The following is a 20,006-nucleotide window of genomic DNA, read 5'->3' as shown; positions in this document are numbered from 1 at the left end:
CCTGTCACGAGATAGAGCTCGCCGCGTTCTACGTCGCGACGGGAGGCTCTACCTCGCGGAGGGCGACGCCGGCGGCGAGCTCGAGGACGCAGAGGGCGGCGAGGCGGACGGTGCGGCCGTCGGGGGCGTCGGCGGTGGCGTCGACCTCGACGACGTCGGCGGAGCGGAGGCGCTCGTCGAGCGCCGCGGCCCGGACGAGGGCGCGCAGCTCCCACGCCGCGATGCCGCCGGGGACGCTCGCAGGGCACCCCGGGGCGACGGACCGGTCGCACACGTCGACATCGACGTCGAGGTGCACCGGCCCGCCCGCGGCGCCGGCGATCGCGAGCGCCGCCCGCATGACGTCGTCCGGGCCGCGCCGGCGCAGCTCGTCGACGTGCACGACCGTGATCCCGAGCTCGTCCGCCCGGCGCGCGTACTCGGCCGAGTTGGCGAAGTCCGCGATGCCGACCTGCACGATCCGCCGTGGGTCGAGGCCGGCCTCGACCAGGCGGCGCACGGGCGACCCGTTCGACACGCCGTCGCGCAGGTCGTGGTGGGCGTCGAGCGTCACGAGGCCCGCGGTGGCGAGGTCGTCGCCCCACGCGCCGAGCGCCGTCGCGACGGTCACGGAGTTGTCGCCGCCGAGCGCGACGAGCAGGCGTGCGCGCTCCAGGGCGGCGCGGACCGCCGCGCGCGTCCGCGCCTCGCCCTCCGCGCCGTCCGGCTCGTCGACGTCGCCGAGGTCTGCGAACGCGAGGCCCGCGAGGTCGAGGTGCCCAGCCCGGCCCGACGGCGCGCGCCGGCCGGTCCCGGCGGTCCTCGTCCCGTCCGACCCCGTCGCGGCGGCGGGCCGCACGCGGGCGGAGGGACCGCCGTCGGGCAGGGGGCGGTCGGGGACGAGGGCGGGGCTGAACCGGCGCAGCGCGTCGCGCACGGCGGCGGGGGTCGCGTGCGCGCCGGTGGGGGAGAGCGACGTGCGCCAGGCCGGGACGCCGAGGATCGCGACGTCGACGTCCTCCCCGCCGAGCGGGGGCCAGCCGCCCGCCCGGGGCCAGGACGGGTCGTGGGACAGGGGCTGCGCGGCGCTGCTCACCTCCCGACCGTAGCAACGCGCGGCACCGGCCGACGCGGTGCGCGTCAGGACGCGAGCGTCGCGACCAGCGTCGCGAGCCCGAACCCGGACTGCCCCAGGGTCCCGGTCCACAGCCGGTGGTCGGAGACCCACAGCACGACCCCGCCGAGCGTCATGAACCCCGCCGTGTACAGGACGAGGGTCCGCCCCTCGTCCACGAGGCCGTTCGCGGCGAGCACGACCCCGAGCACCGTCCCGGCGCCGAGGAACATGTTGTAGAACGCGACGTTGAACGCCCACAGCGCGACCTCGGGCGGCGAGAAGCGCTTGCGCAGCAGGAACTGCTGGGCCCAGGGCCGGTGGAAGAAGAAGGCCTCGACGACCCCGACGCCGACGTGCAGCACGCCGGCGGCGACGGCGAGGACCTGGGCGAGCGTGCTCATGGGAGCTCCTCCCGGTCGTGCGGCGCGAACGAGCGGGCGAGGCGGCGGGCGCCGTCACCGTCCAGGTGGGCGAGGGCCGCGGGTCGCCCGGTGAGCAGCAGGAGCAGGGCGGTCATGGTGCCGGTCACCTGCTGACCCTCGCCGCGCTGCCAGGGCACGTCGGCGGCGACGAGGCGGAACCCGGCGAGTCGCCGCCGGGCGTGGAAGGGGAAGGACACCGCCCACACGCGCTCGGCGGCCTCGCGCGACGCGAGCGGCGGGGCGGGGAGGTCGATCCCGAGCGCGACGGCGACGTCCTGGGTGTGGACGAGCGCGTCGACGAGGGCGACGCGCGGCGTCGTCCCCGGTGCGAGGTGACGTGACCCGACGCCCGCGCGCAGCGCGGCGAGCACGTCCTCGCGCGGGCGTGCTCCGGCCTCGCGCGTGAGGAGGTCCATCATCCCGTCGAAGCTCGCGCGGCCGCGGACGAGCGCTCGCGCGAGCCCGCGGGTCAGAGCCGCGCGCGAGGAGGTAGGGGCGAGGGTGAGGTGCGCCGCGACGTCGTGGACGCGCCATCCCGTGCACAGGCTGGGGCGCTCCCAGTCGGCGGGGTCGAGACCGGCGACGAGGTCCACGAAGGAGGCCCGGGCGGTCGCGACGGCCGCCCACACGTCCTCCTCCGTCATCCAGTAGTCGGGTGCACTCATCGGAGCGCCTCCAGAACTGATACGATGATCTGACTACTTTAGTCAGCCGGGCTGACGATGGTCAACCCCCTCGGCACCCATGGAGGCGTACGTGGACGAGCAGGACGAGCTCAACACCGGGCTGCTCCTGTTCATCCCGTACCGCGCGCTCGAGCTGCGGGTCTACACCGCGGTCCGGGAGGCGGGGTTCGACGACGCGACGCCCGCGCAGCTCCGCGTGTTCCAGCGGGTCGGGCCGCACGGTACGCGCCTCACGGAGCTCGCCGAGGCGGCGGAGATCACCAAGCAGACCGCGGGGTTCCTCGTCGACCAGCTCGAGGCCGCCGGATACGTCGAGCGCGTCCCTGACCCCGCCGACCGTCGGGCCCGCCTCGTGCGGGTGACCGCTCGGGGCGCGGCGGCGTCGCGCGTCGCCGCGGCGGAGCTCGCGCGGGTCGAGGCGGAGTGGACCGCGCACCTCGGGGTGCGCGGCATGGCGTCCCTGCGGCGTCAGCTCGCGCGCCTGCGCGAGATCACCGACCCCTGGGGCTAGCCCGAACGGCTCGGCGTCCGCCGGCGTCGTCAGGCGCGGAGCGCAGCGCCCAGCGCCCGCCCCCGAGCGACCGGCCAGCGCGGCAGATCCGCTTATGCGTAGCAAGCGTGCATAACAAAGATCCACGACACGCATCTTTCGACTAAACGTCGACAAAAGTAGATCCCGAAGGTACGGTCGGGTTTCGTCGGCCGACACGGGCATCCTCGTGCGGTCGCACGTGCAGCCTCAGCGTCGAGTGCTCGCAGGCGTCGACCGGCGCGAGCCACGGAGGAGTGCGGCCAGAGACCCTGTGCCGCGCCCTCACGGTGCAGGCTGCTTGGTTCCCCAAGTGCGTCAAGGAGGACGTTGTGCACAGATTTTCCCCAGGCCACCGAAGGTGGTCCCGCTACGCCGCTGCGGCGGTCTCAGCCGCGATGCTGGTACCGCTGACGGTCGGAGGGGCGTACGCCCACCCCGGGCACGAGGAGGGTGGCGACACCGCCGCTGCCGACGCGGCCGCGCTCGACTGGGACAACTACGAGAAGGTGCTGCTCAGCAAGGACACCGGCGAGCCCATCGACCTCGCCGTCCTGCCCGACTCGCGCGTCCTGCACACGGCCCGCGACGGCGTCGTGCGACTCACGGACCCGACGACGGGTCTGACGAGCCAGATCGCGCAGCTCGACGTCTACAAGAACTCGGAGGACGGCCTCCAGGGGATCTCCCTGGACCCGGACTTCGAGGAGAACCACTTCGTCTACCTGGTCTACGCGCCTCGGGTGATGGAGGGCACGTCACCCTCGGGCGTCGACTACCCGGAGACGACGCCGAGCGGGAGCGCGCCGAACTCGCTACCCGCGGGCGAGGACGAGAGCTACTGGGACCGGTGGCTGGGCTACAACGTGCTGTCGCGGTTCACGTGGGACCCGGCGACGGCCACGATCGACCTGTCCACCGAGCGCGAGATCCTCAAGGTCGACGCGCAGCGCGGGCAGTGCTGCCACGTCGGTGCGGACATGGCCTGGGACGAGGACGGGAACCTGTTCCTCTCCACCGGTGACAACACGCCGGCGAGCGCGCCGGGTGCGGCGGGGTACGCGCCGAACAACAACGCCCCCGGCATGAACCCCGGCTTCGACGACCGCCGCGGGGCGGGCAGCACCAACGACCTGCGCGGCAAGATCCTGCGGATCAACCCGATCGAGGACCTCGCCGCCGGCACCGAGGTGGGCCCGGGGAGCACGTACACGATCCCCGAGGGCAACCTCTTCGACGACCCGCAGTACGACGACGTCCGCGACCTCGTGCGCGACGAGACCTACGTCATGGGCCTGCGCAACCCGTTCCGCATCGACTACGACGCCCAGTCCGGCGCGCTCGTGTGGGGCGACTACGGCCCCGACGCAGCCACCGCGAACCCCGACCGTGGCCCCATGGGCTACGTCGAGTGGAACCTGACGACCGAGCCGATGAACGGCGGCTGGCCGTACTGCCACGGCCCCAACGCCAACTACAACGAGTACGACTACGCGACGTCGACGCCGGGCGACTTCTTCGACTGCGAGGCCGGCGCCGAGAACAACTCGACGTGGAACACCGGCCTGGACGTCCTGCCGCCCGCGACCGCGCCGCAGGTCTACTACGGCGACAACCCCGGCGACCAGCCCGAGCTGCTCGACCCGCTGACCGCGTGGGGCGGCGGCGGCCAGGCCCCCATGGGCGGGCCGATCTTCCGCTCGGCCGACTACCCGGACGCACCGGGCAAGTTCCCCGCGTACTGGGACGGCAAGCCGTTCATGGCGGAGTTCTCCCAGGACTACGTCGCCGCGTTCACGCTCGACGAGCTGAGCAGCGCCGGTGTGGTGACGGCCGTGGAGGACTTCCTGCCGAACGCGCACCTCACGAGCGCCGCACAGCCCATCTGGGACAACGTCATGGACTTCGAGTTCGGTCCCGACGGCAACCTGTACGTCCTCGAGTACGGTGACGGCTTCTTCCGCCAGAACCCGGACGCGGGCCTGTACCGCGTGTCCTACAGCGAGGGCAACCAGCACCCGCAGGCGTCGTTCACCGCCAGCGCGATCTCCAGCAGCGAGGCCCCGCTCGAGGTCACGTTCGACGCCTCGCGGTCGAGCGACCCCGAGGGCGCCGAGCTCACCTACGAGTGGGACTTCGACGGTGACGGCCAGACCGACGCCACCGGCGTGAAGGTCACGCACGAGTTCACCGAGCTCGGGCAGTACGACGTCATCCTGCGGGTCACGGACCCCGAGGGTCTGTTCACGCTCTCGACGAAGCAGATCACCGTCGGCAACACGGCGCCCGAGATCAGCGTCGACGTCGCGGACGGGGCGATCTTCAACTGGGGCGACAAGCTCGAGCTGGGCGTCTCCGTGCACGACGCCGAGGACGGCGACGAGGTCACGTGCACCGACGTGAAGTTCACGTTCGGTCTCGGCCACAACACCCACGCCCACCCGGAGGTCACCGGGACGGCGGCTGCGACGGCAGACGGGTGCGGCATCACGATCCAGACCAACGCGGACGCCGTGGAGCACGGCGAGGGCGAGAAGATCTTCGGCACCCTCGTCGTGACCTACACCGACCAGGCGCAGGGCGACGTGCCGGCCACGACCGGTGAGCTGACGCGCATCTTCAAGCCCGAGGAGCAGCAGGCCGAGTGGTACGACGAGGCCGAGGGCATCGAGGTCGTCGTCGACGAGACCGCCGACGCCGGTGGCTACGTCACGTCCCTCGACGCGGGCGACTCGTTCGCCTACGAGCCTGTCGCCTTCGAGCACGCCCCGTCGGGCGAGGCCATCAACCGCGTGACCGTCCTCGGTCGCGGCGAGGGCACCGTCACGCTGGGCTGGGAGGGCGCCGACGGCACGACCGACGAGTCGCTCGCCGAGCTCCGCTTCGCCAGCGAGGGCTGGACCGACGTCACCCGGACGCTCACCAGCGTGCCGGAGGGCTCGGGCAAGGTCGTCGTGACGAGCACGGGCGGCGTCGACGTCGACAACGTGTTCTTCGGGAAGTCCGTCATCATCCCGGCGGACCAGGTCTCGCTCCAGATGTTCTCGCTGATCCCCTGGGTCACCGCGGACGGCCAGCCGGCCGTGCTCGACCGCCTCGGTGAGATCGGGCTCAAGAACATCGAGCCCTTCGGCGGCAACTACTCCGGCCTGACGGCCGAGCAGTTCCGCGCGCAGGCGGACGACGCGGGCCTGAGCGTGCCGTCCTCGCACTACAACGTGGGCGAGGCGAACTTCGACGACACGCTCGACTACGTGGCCACGGTGGGGCAGAAGTACGTGGGCTCCGGCGGCTTCCCCAGCCCGGGGATCGGCAGCCTGGAGAACACGCTGGCCACGGCCGAGACGATGAACCGCCTCGGTCAGCGCTCCGTGGAGGCCGGCGTCGGCAAGGTGTTCGGCCACAACCACGACCAGGAGTTCACCACCAGGTACGAGTACGACGGTGAGCTCACGTCGGCGTGGGAGATCCTCGTGGCGGAGACGAACCCCGAGTTCGTGACCTTCGAGCTCGACACGGCGTGGGCCGCCCACGCGGGCGTCGACGTCCCGGCGCTCATCGAGCAGTACGGCGACCGGATCGAGCTCCTGCACATCAAGGACGCGGTCAACCTCAACGCCGGTGGGCGCCCGACGTTCACCAACCTCGGCGACGGCGACATGCCGCTGCAGGAGATCCTTGCCGCCGGTCAGGAGGCGGGCGTCGCGTACTACGTCATGGAGTACGACATGGCCGCCGACGGCGAGTCCTTCGCCACGACCGGGTTCGAGTACCTCACCGGTGAGGCCGCGGGCGGCTCGGAGGAGCCGACCGAGCCGGTCACCATCCCCGTGGACAAGGTCTCGATGCAGCTGTTCTCGCTCAGCTCGTGGAGCCGCCAGATCGGCTGGGAGGGCGTCTACGACCGCCTGGGCGAGATCGGCTTCGAGAACGTCGAGCCCTTCGGGTCGAACTACTCCGGCCTCACGGCCGAGCAGGCTCGGGCCCAGTTCGACGCCGCTGGCCTCCGCGTCCCGTCGTCGCACTACAACGTGAACGAGGGCACCTTCGACGCGACGCTCGCGTACGTCAAGACGATGGGCCAGGAGTACGTGGGCTCGGGCGGCTTCCCGTCCCCGGGCATCGGCGGGGGCCTGGAGAACGTGCTGGCCACGGCCGAGGCCATGGACCGTCTCGGTGCGCGTTCGGTCGCGAACGGCACCGGGAAGCTGTTCGGTCACAACCACGACCAGGAGTTCACCACCAAGTACGAGTACAACGGTGCGCTGACCTCCGCGTGGGAGATCCTCGTGGCGGAGACCGACCCCGAGCTCGTCGCCTTCGAGCTGGACACGGCCTGGGCGGCGAACGCCGGCGTGGACGTGCCCGCGCTGATCGAGGAGCACGCGGACCGCATCGAGCTCCTGCACATCAAGGACGCCACGAACCTCAACGCGGGTGGACGTCCGACGTTCACCAAGCTCGGGGAGGGCGACATGCCCCTGCAGGAGATCCTGCGGGCCGGTCTCGACGCGGACGTCGCGTACTTCGTCATGGAGTACGACGGCTCGCCGGCGAACGACGAGTTCTCCGCCGAGGGCTTCGAGTACCTCACCGGCATCCCCGCCGGTGCGGACACCCCGGAGGTCGACGTGACGGTCGAGCCGCGCTGCCTGGCCGGCAAGACCTACGTCGCGGTCCGTGCGCTCAACGCGGACGACTCCACGCTCGACGTCGCGATCGAGACGCCGTTCGGCAGCAAGACCTTCGCGGACGTGGCTCCGGGCAAGAACGCCTACCAGTCGTTCAGCACGCGTGCCACGGAGATCGAGGCCGGCGAGGTGACCGTCACCGTGACGGACGCCGACGGCGGGACGGACACGGTCACGGCCGGGTACGCCGCGCGGTCGTGCGGCTGACGTGACCCGAGCGCCGGGCGAGACGGGGGTCCGACACCGTCTCGTCCGGCGCCACCGGGGCGCCACGTGGGGCGGCGGCCGATGCTGCCCCGCTTCTCGGGGGTGGTGTGCCCGTCCGGCAGCGGGCGCACCACCACCCGGGCTTGCCGTGCGGGGCGACCGCCCGTGGCGGGCTACGCCTTCTCGGCGTGCACGACGGCGACCGGGTGCGTCGCGTGGTGCAGCACCTGCTGGCTCACGGAACCCAGGACCATGCCGCGCAGGTCGCCCCGTCCGCGCGAGCCGACGACGGTCAGCGCGGCACCCGCCGCGGCCTCCCGGATCGCGACGGACGGCTCGCGGTCCACGACGAACGTCTCGACGAGGACGTCGTCGTGCTCGGCGGTCCGCACGCGCGCGAGCGCCGCCTCCACGGTGCGCGACGCCTCGGCCCGCGCGTCGCGCTCGGCCGACGTGTAGAACGACGGGTTCTCCTCCCACAGCGGTCCCACCGGCAGCCGCCACGCGCACACCGCGACGACGCGCGACCGGGTGCGGGCCGCCTCGTCGAGCGCGAACCGCAGCGCCGCGTCGCCGTGCACGGAACCGTCGACGCCGACCACGACGTCCGTCGTCCGCTCGCTCCGGTCCACGACGGGCGGCACGACGACGACCGGCACGGGCGAGCGCGCGGCGAGCCGCGTCCCGACGGAGCCGAAGAACATGGAGCCGACCGAGCCCAGGCCGCGCGACCCGACCACGACGAGGTCGGCGCCCTTCGCCTCGTCGAGCAGCGCCTCCGCGGGCGGCCCCGAGCGCAGCGTGGTGCGCACGGGGACCGTGGGGTCGACGCGGGCGGCGCGCTCGGCGGCGGCCGACAGGATCGGCCCGGCGATCTCGCCGAGCTCCTCGACGCTCGGGTAGTACGCGCCCCCGACGAACGGCGTCGCGACCACCGGGACGTACGCCACGTGGAGCACCCGGAGCTGCGCGTCGCGGCGGGCTGCCTCGCGCACGGCCCAGTCGAGCGCCTTGCCGCTCGTGGTGCTGCCGTCCACGCCGACCAGCACGACCTGCTGCGTCGATCCGCTCACCGTTCCCACCTCGGTCCTGTCGTCCCCTTCGCGGCCGGGCTCCCCGGCCGCCTGCACACCTCCTGGATACTCCTCGACCCGGGGTCGACGCACCGTGCGACGGCCCCGGCCTGCGAGGACCCACGGCTCGAGGTGGCGGGACGAAGGTCCCGCACCTGCGGCGTGACACCGCCGCGCGCGCGAGAATCCCCCTCCGACGGGCTACGTTGAGGGCATGGGCTCTCCCCACCCGATCCGTGTGTTCCTGCTCGACGACCACGAGGTGGTCCGGCGCGGCGTGGCCGCGCTGCTCGAGGCGGCCGGTGACATCACCGTCGTCGGCGAGGCCGGCACCGCCGCCTCCGCGCTCGCGCGCATCAAGGCGACCCGACCCGACGTCGCGATCCTCGACGTGCGCCTGCCCGACGGCTCCGGCGTCGAGGTGTGCCGCGAGGTGCGCTCCGAGCTGCCCGAGGTCGGCTGCCTCATGCTCACGTCGTTCGCCGACGACGAGGCGCTGTTCCAGGCCGTGCTCGCCGGCGCGTCGGGGTACGTGCTCAAGCAGATCCACGGGTCCGACCTCGTCGGCGCGGTCCGCACCGTCGCGGCGGGCGGGTCGCTGCTCGACCCGGCGAGCACCGCGCGCGTGCTCGAGCGCCTGCGCCACGCCGCGGACGAGATCCCGGACCGGCTCGAGGGCCTGTCCCAGCAGGAGCGCCAGATCGTCGCGCTCATCGGCGAGGGGCTGACGAACCGCGAGATCGGCAAGCGCCTCTACCTCGCGGAGAAGACGGTCAAGAACTACGTCTCGCACGTCCTCGCGACGCTCGGCCTCCAGCGGCGCACCCAGGTCGCGGTGCTCGCGACCGAGATGCGCCAGGAGGAGGCGACGCGCCAGGGCGGCACCCCGGGCGCGGGCGCGCCGGCGGGGGACCGGCAGCACGGTGGCCAGCCCCTCCGTCCCTGAGGGCGGCGCCGGGGCACGTCCCGGCGGGCCGGAGGGCTCGTCGCCGGACGGACCGGAGGCCGACGGCGAGGGTCCGGCGGACCGCGCGGCGTCGGGACCTTCGGCTCTCGCCGATCTGACACCGCGGCGCGACGATGTGGAGATGGACACAGTCGAGCGGACCGGGACAGGGGCACCGGTGGCGGGTGCGGGGGCCATGACGGCCGAGCGTCCGCGCGCCTCGGCAGGGCTCTCGGAGCTCACGCCGGAGGAGAGCTACGCGCTCCTCGCGACCGTCCCCGTGGGCAGGATCGTCTACACCGACCACGCGCTGCCGGCGATCCAGCCGGTGAACTTCGTCCTCGACGGGCCGGACGTCGTGTTCCGCACCGCCGAGGGCTCCAAGCTCGCTGTCGCCGCGAGCCGCGCGGTGGTCGCGTTCGAGGTGGACCAGTTCGACGCCGAGGCGCGCTCCGGCTGGTCCGTCGTGCTCGTGGGCCGCACGTTCGAGGTCACCGAGCCGGTGGAGCGGGCACGGCTGCTCGCCCTCCCGCTCGTGACGTTCGTGCCGGGCGTGCGCGACCGCGTCATCAAGGTCGTGCCGCGCATCGTCACCGGGCGGCGGATACTGCGCTGAGGCGGACTGTCGGCCCGGCTACGCTCGCCGGATGACCGAGACGACCGAGGTGCGCGACGCGACGACCGAGGACTGGCCGGGCATGTGGCGGGCCCTGGAGCCCGTCTTCCGCGCCGGTGAGACGTACACCTACCCGCGCGACATCAGCGAGGCCGACGCCCGCGCCGCCTGGACCGGCTCGCCCGGTGCCCGGGTCCTCGTCGCGGTCTCCACGGACCCCGACGCCACGGGCGTGGCGCAGGGGGCGGTGCTGGGCACGGCGAAGTACCTGCCCAACCACCCGGGTGCCGGGTCGCACGTCGCGAACGCGAGCTTCGTCGTCGGGCCCGACGGCGCGGGGCGGGGCGTGGGTCGCGCGCTCGCCCGCGCGGTGCTGGACGGGGCGCGCGGCGACGGCTACCGGGCGATGCAGTTCAACGCCGTCGTGGAGACGAACGAGCGCGCCGTGCGGCTCTGGGAGTCGCTCGGTTTCGCGATCCTCGCGACGGTGCCCGAGGCCTTCGATCACCCCGTGCACGGTCTCGTGGGCCTGCACGTCATGCACCGCGCCCTCTGAGCCGCGGCGCGACGGGTCAGACGAGCGGCACCCACCACTCGAGCCGCGTGCCGCCGTCGGGCAGCGCGGTCGCCGTGCTCGACCCGCCCAGCGCCGCCGCGCGCGCCTGCATGTTCCGCAGCCCCGAGCGGCGCCCGCCGGGCTGGATGCCCACGCCGTCGTCCGTGACGGCCAGGCGCGCCTCGTGCGCGGTGACGGACAGGTGCACGACGACGTGGCTCGCCTGCGCGTGCCGCGCCACGTTGGTCAGGGACTCGCCGAGCACGACGACGAGCTGGTCGGCGACCTCGGCGGGCAGGCTCGGGCCGCCGTCGGACACGCCCGCGCCCGACCCCTCGGCCGCGACCTCGACGCTCACCTCCGGCGCGAAGCCCAGGACCGTCGTCGCGGCCTCCGCCTGGGCGCGGAAGCGGTCCTCGATCGACGGCGCGTCCGGGTCGGTCGCCGTGTGCAGGGCGAAGATCGTCGAGCGGATCTGCCGGATCGTCTCGTCGAGGTCGGAGACGGTCTCCTCGATGCGGGTGCGCGCGTTCGGGTCGGCCACGAGCGGCTGCACGCTCATGAGCGTCATCGCGGACGCGAACAGGCGCTGGATCACGACGTCGTGCAGGTCGCGCGCGATGCGGTCGCGGTCCTCGAGCACGCCCACCTGCTTGGCGCGGCCGTAGAGCCGCGCGTTCTCGATCGCGACCCCCGCGGCCGCGGCGAGCGCGATCACGGCCGCCTCGTCCTCCGCCGTGAACTCCGTCGTGGAGTCCTCGCTGCCCGCCCCGCGCACCCGCTTGTCCGTGAGGTAGAGGTTGCCGAACACCGTCTCCCGCACCCGGACCGGGACGCCGAGGAACGTGTGCATGGGCGGGTGGCCCTCGGGGAAGCCCGCCGAGCGGACGTCGTCGGCGATCTCCGGGACGCGGATGGGCTCGGGGTGGTCGATGAGCTCGCCGAGCAGGCCCTCGCCGTGCGGCCAGTGGTCGATCGCGGCGACCTCGTCGTCCGAGAGGCCCAGCGGGATGAACTGCGCGAGGCGCTCGCGCCCCGAGGCGTCGAGCACGCCCAGCGCGCCGTACCGGGCGCCGGTCAGCTCCATCGCCGCCTCGACGATGCGCCGCAGCACCTGCGGGAGGTCGAGGTCGCTGGTCACCGCCACGACGGCGTCCAGCACGCGTTGCCCGACGTCGGTCGGCAGGTCGGTCGTTCCGCTCACCTGACGCAGTCTCCCAGACGCGGGGCCCGGAGCGGCACCCGGCGGGAGGCGGGGAGTGACGTGGGCGACACCCCGCGCTATCGTGCGTCCACATCTCGGGACGTCCGTCGCCGTCCTGCCGGTCGCCCGCCGCGGCCGGCGCGGCGCGAGCCGACCGAGGCCGTCGACGCAGGGGGCCGAAGGGACACGGTGCCGCATGCCGACCACCGACCAGAGCGCGGGCCCCGCCACGGCGACCGCGCTCGCCGACCTGCGGGCCGCCGTCGGGCACCTGCACCCCGACGACCCTGCCGAGCTCGTCGCCATCGCCGACGACCTGCGCGCCCTCGGCAGTCCCGCGGCCGCCGTGCCGTTCTACGAGTCGGCCGTCGAGCACGGCGTCCCCGGGGCGGTGTACCGGCTGGGCGTCGCGCACCACGAGGCGGGCGACGCCGCCGAGGCGTTCCGCTGCTTCGAGCTCGCGGGGCTCGCGGGCGACGTCCTCGGCGCGTTCATGGCCGCGCAGGTCGCGACCGAGCGCGGCGACCTGCACGCCGCCCGACGGTGGTACGAGCAGGCGCAGGACGTCGAGGGCGCCTCCGTCCGGCTCGCGCAGGTGCTCGCCGACCTGGGGGAGCAGGACGCCGCCGCCGACCTCCTCGTCGCCACGGCGGGCGAGAGCTGGGAGGCCGCCGTCGAGCTGGCGCGCAGCGGCGCGCTCGTGGGAGACGACGCCGTGGCCCTCCTCGAGGGCTGGGCGGAGGCGGGCGAGGCGCGCGTCGCGGCGGCGCTGGCAGACCTCTACGTGCGTGCCGGCCGCGCCCTCGACGCGGAGGACCTGCTGGAGCAGGCGGCGCTCGTGGGCGAGCCGACCGCGCGCACGAGCCTCGGCGTCCTGCGGCTGCGGGCCGGACGGGTCGCCGAGGCGATGACGCTCTGGAGCGAGGCCGCGGCCCAGGGCGACCCTCAGGCGGCGGAGCTGCTCGCGCGCTTCGGCTGAGCACGAGGACACGGCCACGCGGGTGCAGACAGAAAAGGCGCCCGGCGGGCGACCCGCTCCGTCGAGCGTCGGTCGCCCTGCCGGGCGCGGAGGGGCGGGACGTGCGGGTGGTCTCCCCACCGCCCGCACGTCCCTCTTCCCCCGGGAGCGACTCCCTGCAGCGACGGCCTCAGAATCGTCGCGCGGTATCGGTCGCCCCGTAGGCCCGCCGCACACGGCGGGCTGTCGGAACCGTCAGACCAGCCAGGCGTTGCGCTGGACGAACGGGATCTTCTTCCACGTCTTGCCGAGCCCGACCACGCTGCCCGCCCCGAGGAGGGTGAGGGCGATGATCGTCAGGGCCATCGTGATGTGGTCGTCGATGATCGGGTTGGTCACGAGCGGGAGCTCGGCCAGGTACATGAGCAGGAGCAGGAGCGTGCCGCTCACCGAGGCGACCCGCATGCCGATGCCCAGGATGAGGGCGAGCCCGATGCCGAGCAGGCCGACCATGAACAGCACGTCGATGAACGCGTTGCCGGCGAGGCCGCTGAAGAAGCCCGAGAACGTGCCCTCGAGGTTCGACAGGAAGCCGGTGGTCGGGCTGTTCCCGTTGATCCACGACCGCTCGGCGGGGGTCGAGAACCCGAGCCCGAACGTCTTGTCGAGGAACGCCCAGAGGAAGTAGAAGCCGATCACGATCCGCAGGACGCCGAGGACGACCTGGGTGTGTCGCGGAGCGCGCTCCGCGAGGCTGAGGGTCTCCGGCTCGCTGCCTTCGACCGTGGGGAGCGGCGCGTTGGCGTTCCGCTCGATCGTCCCCTTCATCACTGTCCCCTCTCATCGACCCGGCCGGTGCGGTCGGGCTCCTGAGACCAAGCAAACCCCTGTGAAGGAAGGGTGGACGTCAGGCAAAGGTCGCCGCCCGCGGGGACCTAGGTCACCGGTGATCCGGGCAGGCCCTGCGGCCGGGTCGCTCAGGAGCCGGTCGAGCCGTCGAGCTCGGCACGCAGCTCGTCGACGCGCGTGCGCAGGCTCTCGATCGCGTCCCGGACGGCGGCGTCCGCGCCGGAGAGGGAGTCTGCGACCGCGTCGAGCTCGGTGGACGCGTCCTCGAGCGCCGTCGCCGCCTCCGCGAGGCGCTGCTCGGCCTCGGCGCGGGTGTCGTCCGTGGCTGCGGCCGCCTCGTCCGCTGCGGCACGGGCCTCGTCCGCGGCATCCTGCGCCGCCGTGACGGCGTCCTCGGCGCGCGTGCGGGCGTCGCCGGACAGGGAGCCGAGGTCGTCGGTGAGGGAGCGGACGTCCTCGCCGATGGTCTCGGCCTGCGACCGGGCGTCGTCGAGGAACTGCTGGACCTGGTCCCCGGTGAGGGTGAACTCCGGCACGCTCACCGAGCCGTCCTCCGCGCACCCGGCGAGCGCGAGGGTCGCGACGACGGCCGCGCCGAGCACGAACGAGCGTGACGTTGACCTGCGGTGACGCGTCGGTGAACTCATGGCGGCATTCTCCCCCGCGAACATGAGACGGGGGTGAGAGCCTCGTGGAGGCGGTGTACGGTAGGCGGACGAGGGCACTGTGGCGTGCAGCACACCGACTGGTGGGCGTGCGCAGCCGTGACGCCGGGCGCGACGTCGCGCCGAACCGGCGTGCGGGACCGCAGGTCCGTGGCAGGGCACGAAGCACGGGAGTGAGCGGTGAGCACCACGGCGGAGCACGAGGGCGCGGCGGACGACGCGCCCCAGATGCCTGAGCCTGCCGCGCCCGCCGCCCCGTCGCCGGCCTTCGCGCGACGCGCTCGCGCCGTCTCCCACGTCCTCATCTCCTCGGCGCTCGCGATCACGCTGGCCGCGGCCCTCGCGGGGAGCGTCGAGCCCCGCCCCGGCGCGTCCTTCTTCGCCGCCGAGGCCGCGACGGCGACGCAGGTCTCGGCGCTGTCGAGCACGCTCGGTGCCGGGCTCGACGAGGACCAGCAGCTCGATGGTGCGATCGAGGTCCTCGCGACCGCGAACGCGCTCGCCGACGGCGAGATCACGGTTCCCGTGGAGCAGGCGCGCGCGGAGCTCGGCATGCTCCTCGCCACCTACCTCGCCCAGCAGGACGCCGCGCGCCGGGTACCCGTCCAGGTGGTCCCCGACGGCGGGCTCGACCTCGACGAGTCGCTCGACGACACCGAGGTGCCCGACCTCCCGGAGCCGATCGACCCGGGCGCGGGCTCCGACGGCACCGGCCTCCCCGGTGCGGACGAGGACGGGACGACGACCCCCGGAGGCCCCGCGCAGCAGCCCGCGTCCGCGGACGCGGCGGGCGACGTGGACGCTGTGCACACGTCCGCGGTCCGCACCGCGCCGAGCCCGAGCCCGACGAGCAGCCCCGACCCCACCGCGTCCCCGAGCCCGAGCGGGTCTCCGAGCCCCAGCGGCTCGCCGAGCCCGTCGCCCTCGAGCGACGCCCCGGCAGGACCGACGGCGCCCGGCGGCACCGGGGGCTCCCCCGGAGACCGCACGCTCCCCGAGGACGCCGTGCCCGCTCCCGACGGTGTCGCCCCGGGGGAGCTCGGCGGCACCCAGGGCGACCTGGACGACCCGTCAGGTGACAGCGGTGACGGCGGGCACGCGGAGGACGACGACCACGCTCACGGCGACGTGACGCTCGAGGACGTCGTCGTCTCGGCGACCCACCTCGCGGACCTGATCGGCACGGACTACTCCCCGGTCGGCGTCGTCCCGGCGGCCGGGGCCACGGCACTCGCGGGCACGACCCTCGCGGAGCGGCTCGCCGAGGTGGTCGAGAGGTACGCCGGCTCGACGGCGCAGTACCAGAACGGGCGGATCCCGGCCGAGGCGCTGTGCGCGCTCGACTTCGCGCCGGGCAAGACGCTGCGCTGCGACGCGGCGGAGCAGCTCGAGGCGCTCGCCGCCGAGTTCCAGAAGGAGTTCGGGTACGCGCTCAAGATCACCGATGCGTACCGCCCCTACGACGACCAGGTGCGGCTCAAGGCGATCAAGCCCTACCTCGCCGCGGTTCCGGGGACGTCCCAGCACGGCTGGGGCCTGGCGATCGACGTCGGCGGCAACGTCCCGTCGGGGACGTCGCGCGAGTACGTGTGGATGCGGATGCACGGCCCGGACTACGGCTGGGACAACCCCGCCTGGGCGCGGCCGAACGGTTCCAAGCCCGAGCCGTGGCACTTCGAGTTCTTCGCCGCGGGGAAGATGCCGACGCGGTACACGCCGTCCGAGGGCACCACTCCGACGACCCCGCAGAAGCCGTCGACCCCGGGTGCGCCGGCCCCGGCGCCCAAGCCCACGCCGACCGAGCCCACGAAGCCGACCACGCCCACCAAGCCGACCACGCCCACCACCCCGAAGCCGGAGGAGCCCGAGCAGCCTGCGAAGGTCGCCGTGCCGGCCGGGCTCGTCGGCACGACCCAGGCCCAGGCCGAGGCCGCGCTCGCGAAGGCTGGGCTCAAGGTCAGCGTGACGACCCAGGAGGACCCCGCTGCCGCGGGCACCGTGATCGCGGTGAACCCGGGCTCCGGCACGCAGGTCGCGCCGGGGAGCACGGTCACGATCGTCGTGTCGACCGGGCCCGCCGACCCCGAGCCCCCGGTGGACCCCGAGCCGCCGGTCGACCCGGAGCCGACCCCCGACCCCGAGCCGACGGAGGAACCGACCGTCGCGCCGACGTCCGCGCCGACCGAGCCCACGGCGGGCGCGACGGAGACGACCGCACCCTGACGCGCGACCTCGTCGGACCCTGCGCGGCGGGGGCGATCGCGGTGCCCGCTCGCGCCGCGGACCCCTCGGATAATCGCGTGCGTCGCGGCGGGCGGCCGCGTAGCCTCGTCAGCGATGTGATCCTCACCTGCCCCGACCGCTCCGTCCCGTCGAGCCCGTCGTCATGGCCCCCGCGCCGTTCCTGGCGCGTGCGCGTGCCACCCGGGCACCTTGGTAGGTGATCGCCCCATGGCCCGTTCCACCCCTGTCCTCCGTGCGTCCGACGTCCGCGTGTCCTTCGCGGGCCGCCCCGTGCTGCGGGGCGTCGACCTCGCCGTCGACCCCGGCCACCGCACGGGACTCGTCGGCGAGAACGGCGTCGGCAAGTCCACCCTGCTGCGCGTGCTCGCGGGCACGCTCGCACCTGACGACGGGGCCGTGACCCGGCCCGACGACCTCGGGTTCCTGCACCAGGAGTTCCCCTACCCGCCATCGACGACCGTGCGTGCGGTCGTCGACGACGCGCTGGCGCGCGTCCGGGCGATCGAGCGTGAGCTCGAGGAGGCGGCGCTCGCCCTCGCGGGTCCCGACGGCGCGGAGCCTGTCGCGAGCGCAGACGCTGCGTACGCGCGCGCCCTCGACCGGGCCGAGCTCGCGGACGTGTGGGACGCCGACGCGCGCGCCGCGCGCACGCTCGCCGGCCTGGGTCTCGACGTCGACGGCGTCGCCGGGCGCGCGGTCGGCTCGCTCTCGGGCGGGCAGCGGACGCGGCTCGGGCTCGCCGCGCTGCTGGTGCGTCAGCCCGGCGCGCTGCTGCTCGACGAGCCGACGAACCACCTTGACGACGACGCGGCCGAGTTCCTCGCGGCGGCGTTGCGCGCGCTCCCGGGCGCCGTCGTCCTCGCGAGCCACGACCGCGTCTTCCTCGACGAGGTCTGCACCGAGATCCTCGACCTCGACCCGGTGGTCGAGCCGCTGCGGGGCGCCGCGAGCGGCGTGTCGCGGCCCGGTGGCGCTTCCACCTTGTACGGCGGCGCGTACAGCGACTACCTGGACGCCAAGCGGGTCGAGCGCGCGCGCTGGGAGCAGCGGTTCGAGGCCGAGCAGGCGGAGCTCGCCGAGCTGCGCCGGTCCGTCGCGGTCACCGCGCGCGACGTCTCGAAGAACCGCGAGCGCGGCAACCAGGCGAAGATCCTCTACGACTTCAAGGGGGAGCGCGTCCAGAGCCAGGTGTCGCGGCGCGTGCGCAACGCGCAGCTGCGCCTCGACACCCTCGATCGCGACCAGGTCCGCAAGCCTCCGCCGCCGCTGCGCTTCGCGGCGCCGAGCGGCGGCGCGGTCACCCCCGGCGGGGGCGACGTCGTCGCCTGGGCGCGGGGCGTCGTCGTGCACCGACCGGCGGGTACGGGCGCGCCCGGCGAGCGCGCCGAACGGCTCGACATGACGGCGTCGGGCGTGCCCTCGATCGAGGTCGCGCGCGGCACGCGGCTGCTCGTCACGGGCGCCAACGGCGCGGGGAAGTCGACGCTCCTGCACGTCCTCGCGGGCGATCTCGCACCCGACGCGGGCACGGTCGGGCGGGCGCGCGGGGTGCGCGTCGGGCTGCTGGAGCAGGACGTCCACCTGCACGACGACGACCGCACCCCGCGCGAGCTCCTCGCCCTCGCGCAGGGCTGGGACCCGGCCGACCGTGCGGGCGCGCGCGAGGCGGCCGTGGACGCGCACGGGCTCCTCGCGCCGCGCGACCTCGGGCGCCCGCTCGCGGAGCTGTCGGTCGGCCAGCGGCGGCGCGTCGTCCTCGCCATGCTCGTCACGCAGGCCCCGGACGTGCTGCTCCTCGACGAGCCGACGAACCACGTGTCGCTGACGCTCGCCGGGGAGCTCATGGAGGCCGTCGACGAGTGGCCGGGCGCGGTCGTCGTCGCGTCGCACGACCGGTGGCTGCGGCAGCGCTGGACGGGCGACGTCGTGCACCTCGCGTGAGCGCTGACAACTCGCTGGCCCGGCGCGCCGGAGCGTGCTTAGGGTCGGTGGGTGGACGTCGAGCAGACCGGTGCCGTGGCACCGGACAACGCGTGGAAGCAGGTCGTCGCGTCGCTCGCGGACGGGGGTCGGCTGGAGGTGCTCGCGCGCGTCGTGACGGAGGGCCCCGCCGAGGCCGTGCTCTCGACCGACGAGCGCCGGCGGCTCGCACCGCTCCTCGCCGCCGGGGTGGTCGTGCGCGACGACGGCGGGTTCCTCCGCGCCGCGCCCGAGCGGTTCGCGGCACTCCTCGCGACGGCGCCCACGCCCCGGCCCACGGGCCCCGAGCGGTTCCTCGTCGACGGACGCCTGCTGCGCCCGCCCAAGCGCCTGCGCGACCGCGAGCTCGTGGTGCGGTTCCTCGCGGCGCAGGTGCTGCCCCTGGAGGAGCCCGTCACCGAGCTCACGCTGACCAAGCGGCTCGCGGCCCGCGCGGCGGACCCGGTGTCGTTGCGGCGCGCGATGGTCGACTCCGGCCTCGTGCACCGCACGCGCGACGGCGCCGAGTACTGGCGCACGGTCGTCACGGAGTTCGACGACGTCTGACCACCAGGCGCACGGTCGCGCGGCGGGGTGGGCGTCGGACGCGGCGGCTAGGGTCGGTGCCATGAGCAGCGAGCGCGCCCTCGCGGCGCTGGAGGCGTCGGGCATCGACTACACCGTCACGCGGCACGGGCGGGTGGGGTCGCTCGAGGAGGCCGCCGCGGCCCGGGGCGTGGACCCGGCGCGCGTCCTCAAGACGATCGTCGTGCGGCGTTCGGAGGACGACTACCTGTTCGTGCTCGTCCCGGGTGACCGCCAGATCTCCTGGCCCAAGCTGCGCTCTCTCCTCGGCGTCTCGCGCCTGTCGATGCCGGACAAGGAGGTCGCGCGCGACGTCACGGGCTACGAGCGCGGCACGATCACGCCGTTCGGCTCGACGCACGCCTGGCCGGTCGTGGCCGACGTCCGGATCGTGGCGGGACCGGGGGCGAGCGACGAGGTCGACGTCGCGGGGGAGGAGGGCGCGGAGCCCGACGCCGAGGCGCGCCTCGTCTCGATCGGCGGCGGCGCGCACGGCGTCGCCGCGACGGTGGACGGGCGCGCGCTCGTCGGCGCGCTGGGCGCGCAGGTCGCGGACGTCACGGAGCCGCTGTAGCGCGCTCGACCACCACCGCGCGGCGATTGTGTGGGTTCGGGGAAAGGTCGAGGACCACCCGCTCGAGGGCTGGTGCGCGCCGCGCGTCGGGTGCAGACTCGTTCTGCTCCGGTCACGGTCGCCCGGCGCGACCCGTCGCCCGACGG

17 protein-coding genes are annotated in these 20,006 nt (G+C 74.3%); 10 read left to right on the top strand and 7 right to left on the bottom strand.

The genetic code is table 11. From position 1 onward, the window contains the following. Nucleotides 1-28 precede the first annotated feature (28 nt). Genes ACN9MS_RS19120 through ACN9MS_RS19110 form a run of 3 tightly spaced genes read right to left on the bottom strand, consistent with a single transcriptional unit; the run spans nt 29 to nt 2,183 of the window. Nucleotides 29-1,075 (bottom strand): arginase family protein, encoded by a 1,047-nt coding sequence (locus tag ACN9MS_RS19120; protein ID WP_426309966.1) that lies wholly within the window; start codon nt 1,073-1,075, stop codon nt 29-31. A gap of 44 nt (nt 1,076-1,119) precedes the next feature. Then, entirely contained in the window at nt 1,120-1,497 is a 378-nt protein-coding gene (locus ACN9MS_RS19115; RefSeq protein WP_378229862.1) for a DUF1304 family protein, read from the bottom strand. Continuing rightward, nucleotides 1,494-2,183, bottom strand: a complete 690-nt coding sequence (locus ACN9MS_RS19110; protein ID WP_426309965.1) for a maleylpyruvate isomerase family mycothiol-dependent enzyme — start codon at nt 2,181-2,183, stop codon at nt 1,494-1,496. The genes ACN9MS_RS19115 and ACN9MS_RS19110 overlap by 4 nt, the downstream gene beginning before the upstream one ends. A gap of 91 nt (nt 2,184-2,274) precedes the next feature. Between ACN9MS_RS19110 and ACN9MS_RS19105 the strand changes: the two genes are divergently transcribed. Beyond that, the gene (locus ACN9MS_RS19105) at nt 2,275-2,715 is read left to right on the top strand and encodes a MarR family winged helix-turn-helix transcriptional regulator (RefSeq protein ID WP_426309964.1); all 441 of its coding nucleotides are present in this window, start codon (nt 2,275-2,277) and stop codon (nt 2,713-2,715) included. Between the two features lie 416 nt (nt 2,716-3,131). Beyond that, nucleotides 3,132-7,631, top strand: a complete 4,500-nt coding sequence (locus tag ACN9MS_RS19100; RefSeq protein WP_426309963.1) for a PQQ-dependent sugar dehydrogenase — start codon at nt 3,132-3,134, stop codon at nt 7,629-7,631. 173 nt (nt 7,632-7,804) lie between these two features. Here ACN9MS_RS19100 and ACN9MS_RS19095 read toward each other — a convergent pair whose 3' ends face one another. Further along, nucleotides 7,805-8,704, bottom strand: coding sequence for a universal stress protein (locus ACN9MS_RS19095; protein WP_426309962.1), 900 nt, complete (start codon nt 8,702-8,704; stop codon nt 7,805-7,807). Nucleotides 8,705-8,918: 214 nt separating this feature from the next. Here ACN9MS_RS19095 and ACN9MS_RS19090 point away from each other — a divergent pair, with 214 nt between their 5' ends. From ACN9MS_RS19090 to ACN9MS_RS19080, 3 genes are all read left to right on the top strand, one after another. Then, on the top strand, nt 8,919-9,650 hold the full coding sequence (locus tag ACN9MS_RS19090) for a response regulator transcription factor (protein WP_426309961.1): 732 nt from the start codon (nt 8,919-8,921) through the stop codon (nt 9,648-9,650). A gap of 142 nt (nt 9,651-9,792) precedes the next feature. Continuing rightward, nucleotides 9,793-10,266: a pyridoxamine 5'-phosphate oxidase family protein gene (locus tag ACN9MS_RS19085; protein WP_204538192.1), complete on the top strand. Its 474-nt coding sequence runs from the start codon at nt 9,793-9,795 to the stop codon at nt 10,264-10,266. A gap of 31 nt (nt 10,267-10,297) precedes the next feature. After that, on the top strand, nt 10,298-10,822 hold the full coding sequence (locus ACN9MS_RS19080; RefSeq protein WP_426309960.1) for a GNAT family N-acetyltransferase: 525 nt from the start codon (nt 10,298-10,300) through the stop codon (nt 10,820-10,822). Nucleotides 10,823-10,838: 16 nt separating this feature from the next. Here the strand turns inward: ACN9MS_RS19080 and ACN9MS_RS19075 are convergent, their stop codons facing one another. Continuing rightward, complete coding sequence (locus tag ACN9MS_RS19075; RefSeq protein ID WP_426309959.1) at nt 10,839-12,026, bottom strand: GAF domain-containing sensor histidine kinase; 1,188 nt, start codon at nt 12,024-12,026, stop codon at nt 10,839-10,841. A gap of 196 nt (nt 12,027-12,222) precedes the next feature. On the opposite strand from ACN9MS_RS19075, the gene ACN9MS_RS19070 reads away from it, so the two are divergent. Further along, entirely contained in the window at nt 12,223-13,005 is a 783-nt protein-coding gene (locus ACN9MS_RS19070; protein ID WP_426309958.1) for a tetratricopeptide repeat protein, read from the top strand. A gap of 234 nt (nt 13,006-13,239) precedes the next feature. Here ACN9MS_RS19070 and ACN9MS_RS19065 read toward each other — a convergent pair whose 3' ends face one another. Then, nucleotides 13,240-13,812, bottom strand: coding sequence for a hypothetical protein (locus tag ACN9MS_RS19065; RefSeq protein WP_426309957.1), 573 nt, complete (start codon nt 13,810-13,812; stop codon nt 13,240-13,242). 149 nt (nt 13,813-13,961) lie between these two features. Further along, nucleotides 13,962-14,480, bottom strand: coding sequence for a hypothetical protein (locus ACN9MS_RS19060; protein ID WP_426309956.1), 519 nt, complete (start codon nt 14,478-14,480; stop codon nt 13,962-13,964). A gap of 198 nt (nt 14,481-14,678) precedes the next feature. Here ACN9MS_RS19060 and ACN9MS_RS19055 point away from each other — a divergent pair, with 198 nt between their 5' ends. The 4 genes from ACN9MS_RS19055 to ACN9MS_RS19040 all read left to right on the top strand — a co-directional run bounded on the left by ACN9MS_RS19055 (nt 14,679) and on the right by ACN9MS_RS19040 (nt 19,860). After that, nucleotides 14,679-16,721, top strand: a complete 2,043-nt coding sequence (locus ACN9MS_RS19055; RefSeq protein WP_426309955.1) for a PASTA domain-containing protein — start codon at nt 14,679-14,681, stop codon at nt 16,719-16,721. A gap of 228 nt (nt 16,722-16,949) precedes the next feature. Next, nucleotides 16,950-18,683 carry an ABC-F family ATP-binding cassette domain-containing protein gene (locus ACN9MS_RS19050; RefSeq protein WP_426309954.1) on the top strand — a complete coding sequence of 578 codons (1,734 nt, stop codon included), beginning with the start codon at nt 16,950-16,952 and terminating at the stop codon, nt 18,681-18,683. A gap of 51 nt (nt 18,684-18,734) precedes the next feature. Continuing rightward, entirely contained in the window at nt 18,735-19,268 is a 534-nt protein-coding gene (locus ACN9MS_RS19045; protein ID WP_426309953.1) for a DUF2087 domain-containing protein, read from the top strand. Between the two features lie 61 nt (nt 19,269-19,329). After that, the gene (locus tag ACN9MS_RS19040; RefSeq protein WP_426309952.1) at nt 19,330-19,860 is read left to right on the top strand and encodes an aminoacyl-tRNA deacylase; all 531 of its coding nucleotides are present in this window, start codon (nt 19,330-19,332) and stop codon (nt 19,858-19,860) included. Nucleotides 19,861-20,006: the final 146 nt, after the last annotated feature.

Origin of the sequence: Cellulosimicrobium sp. E-16, from assembly GCF_049913115.1 — a bacterium.
In the GTDB taxonomy this organism is placed as follows: Bacteria; Actinomycetota; Actinomycetes; order Actinomycetales; family Cellulomonadaceae; genus Cellulosimicrobium.
The sequence above is the reverse complement of the archived record's forward strand: the minus strand, read 5'-3'. Positions and strand labels throughout refer to the sequence as shown.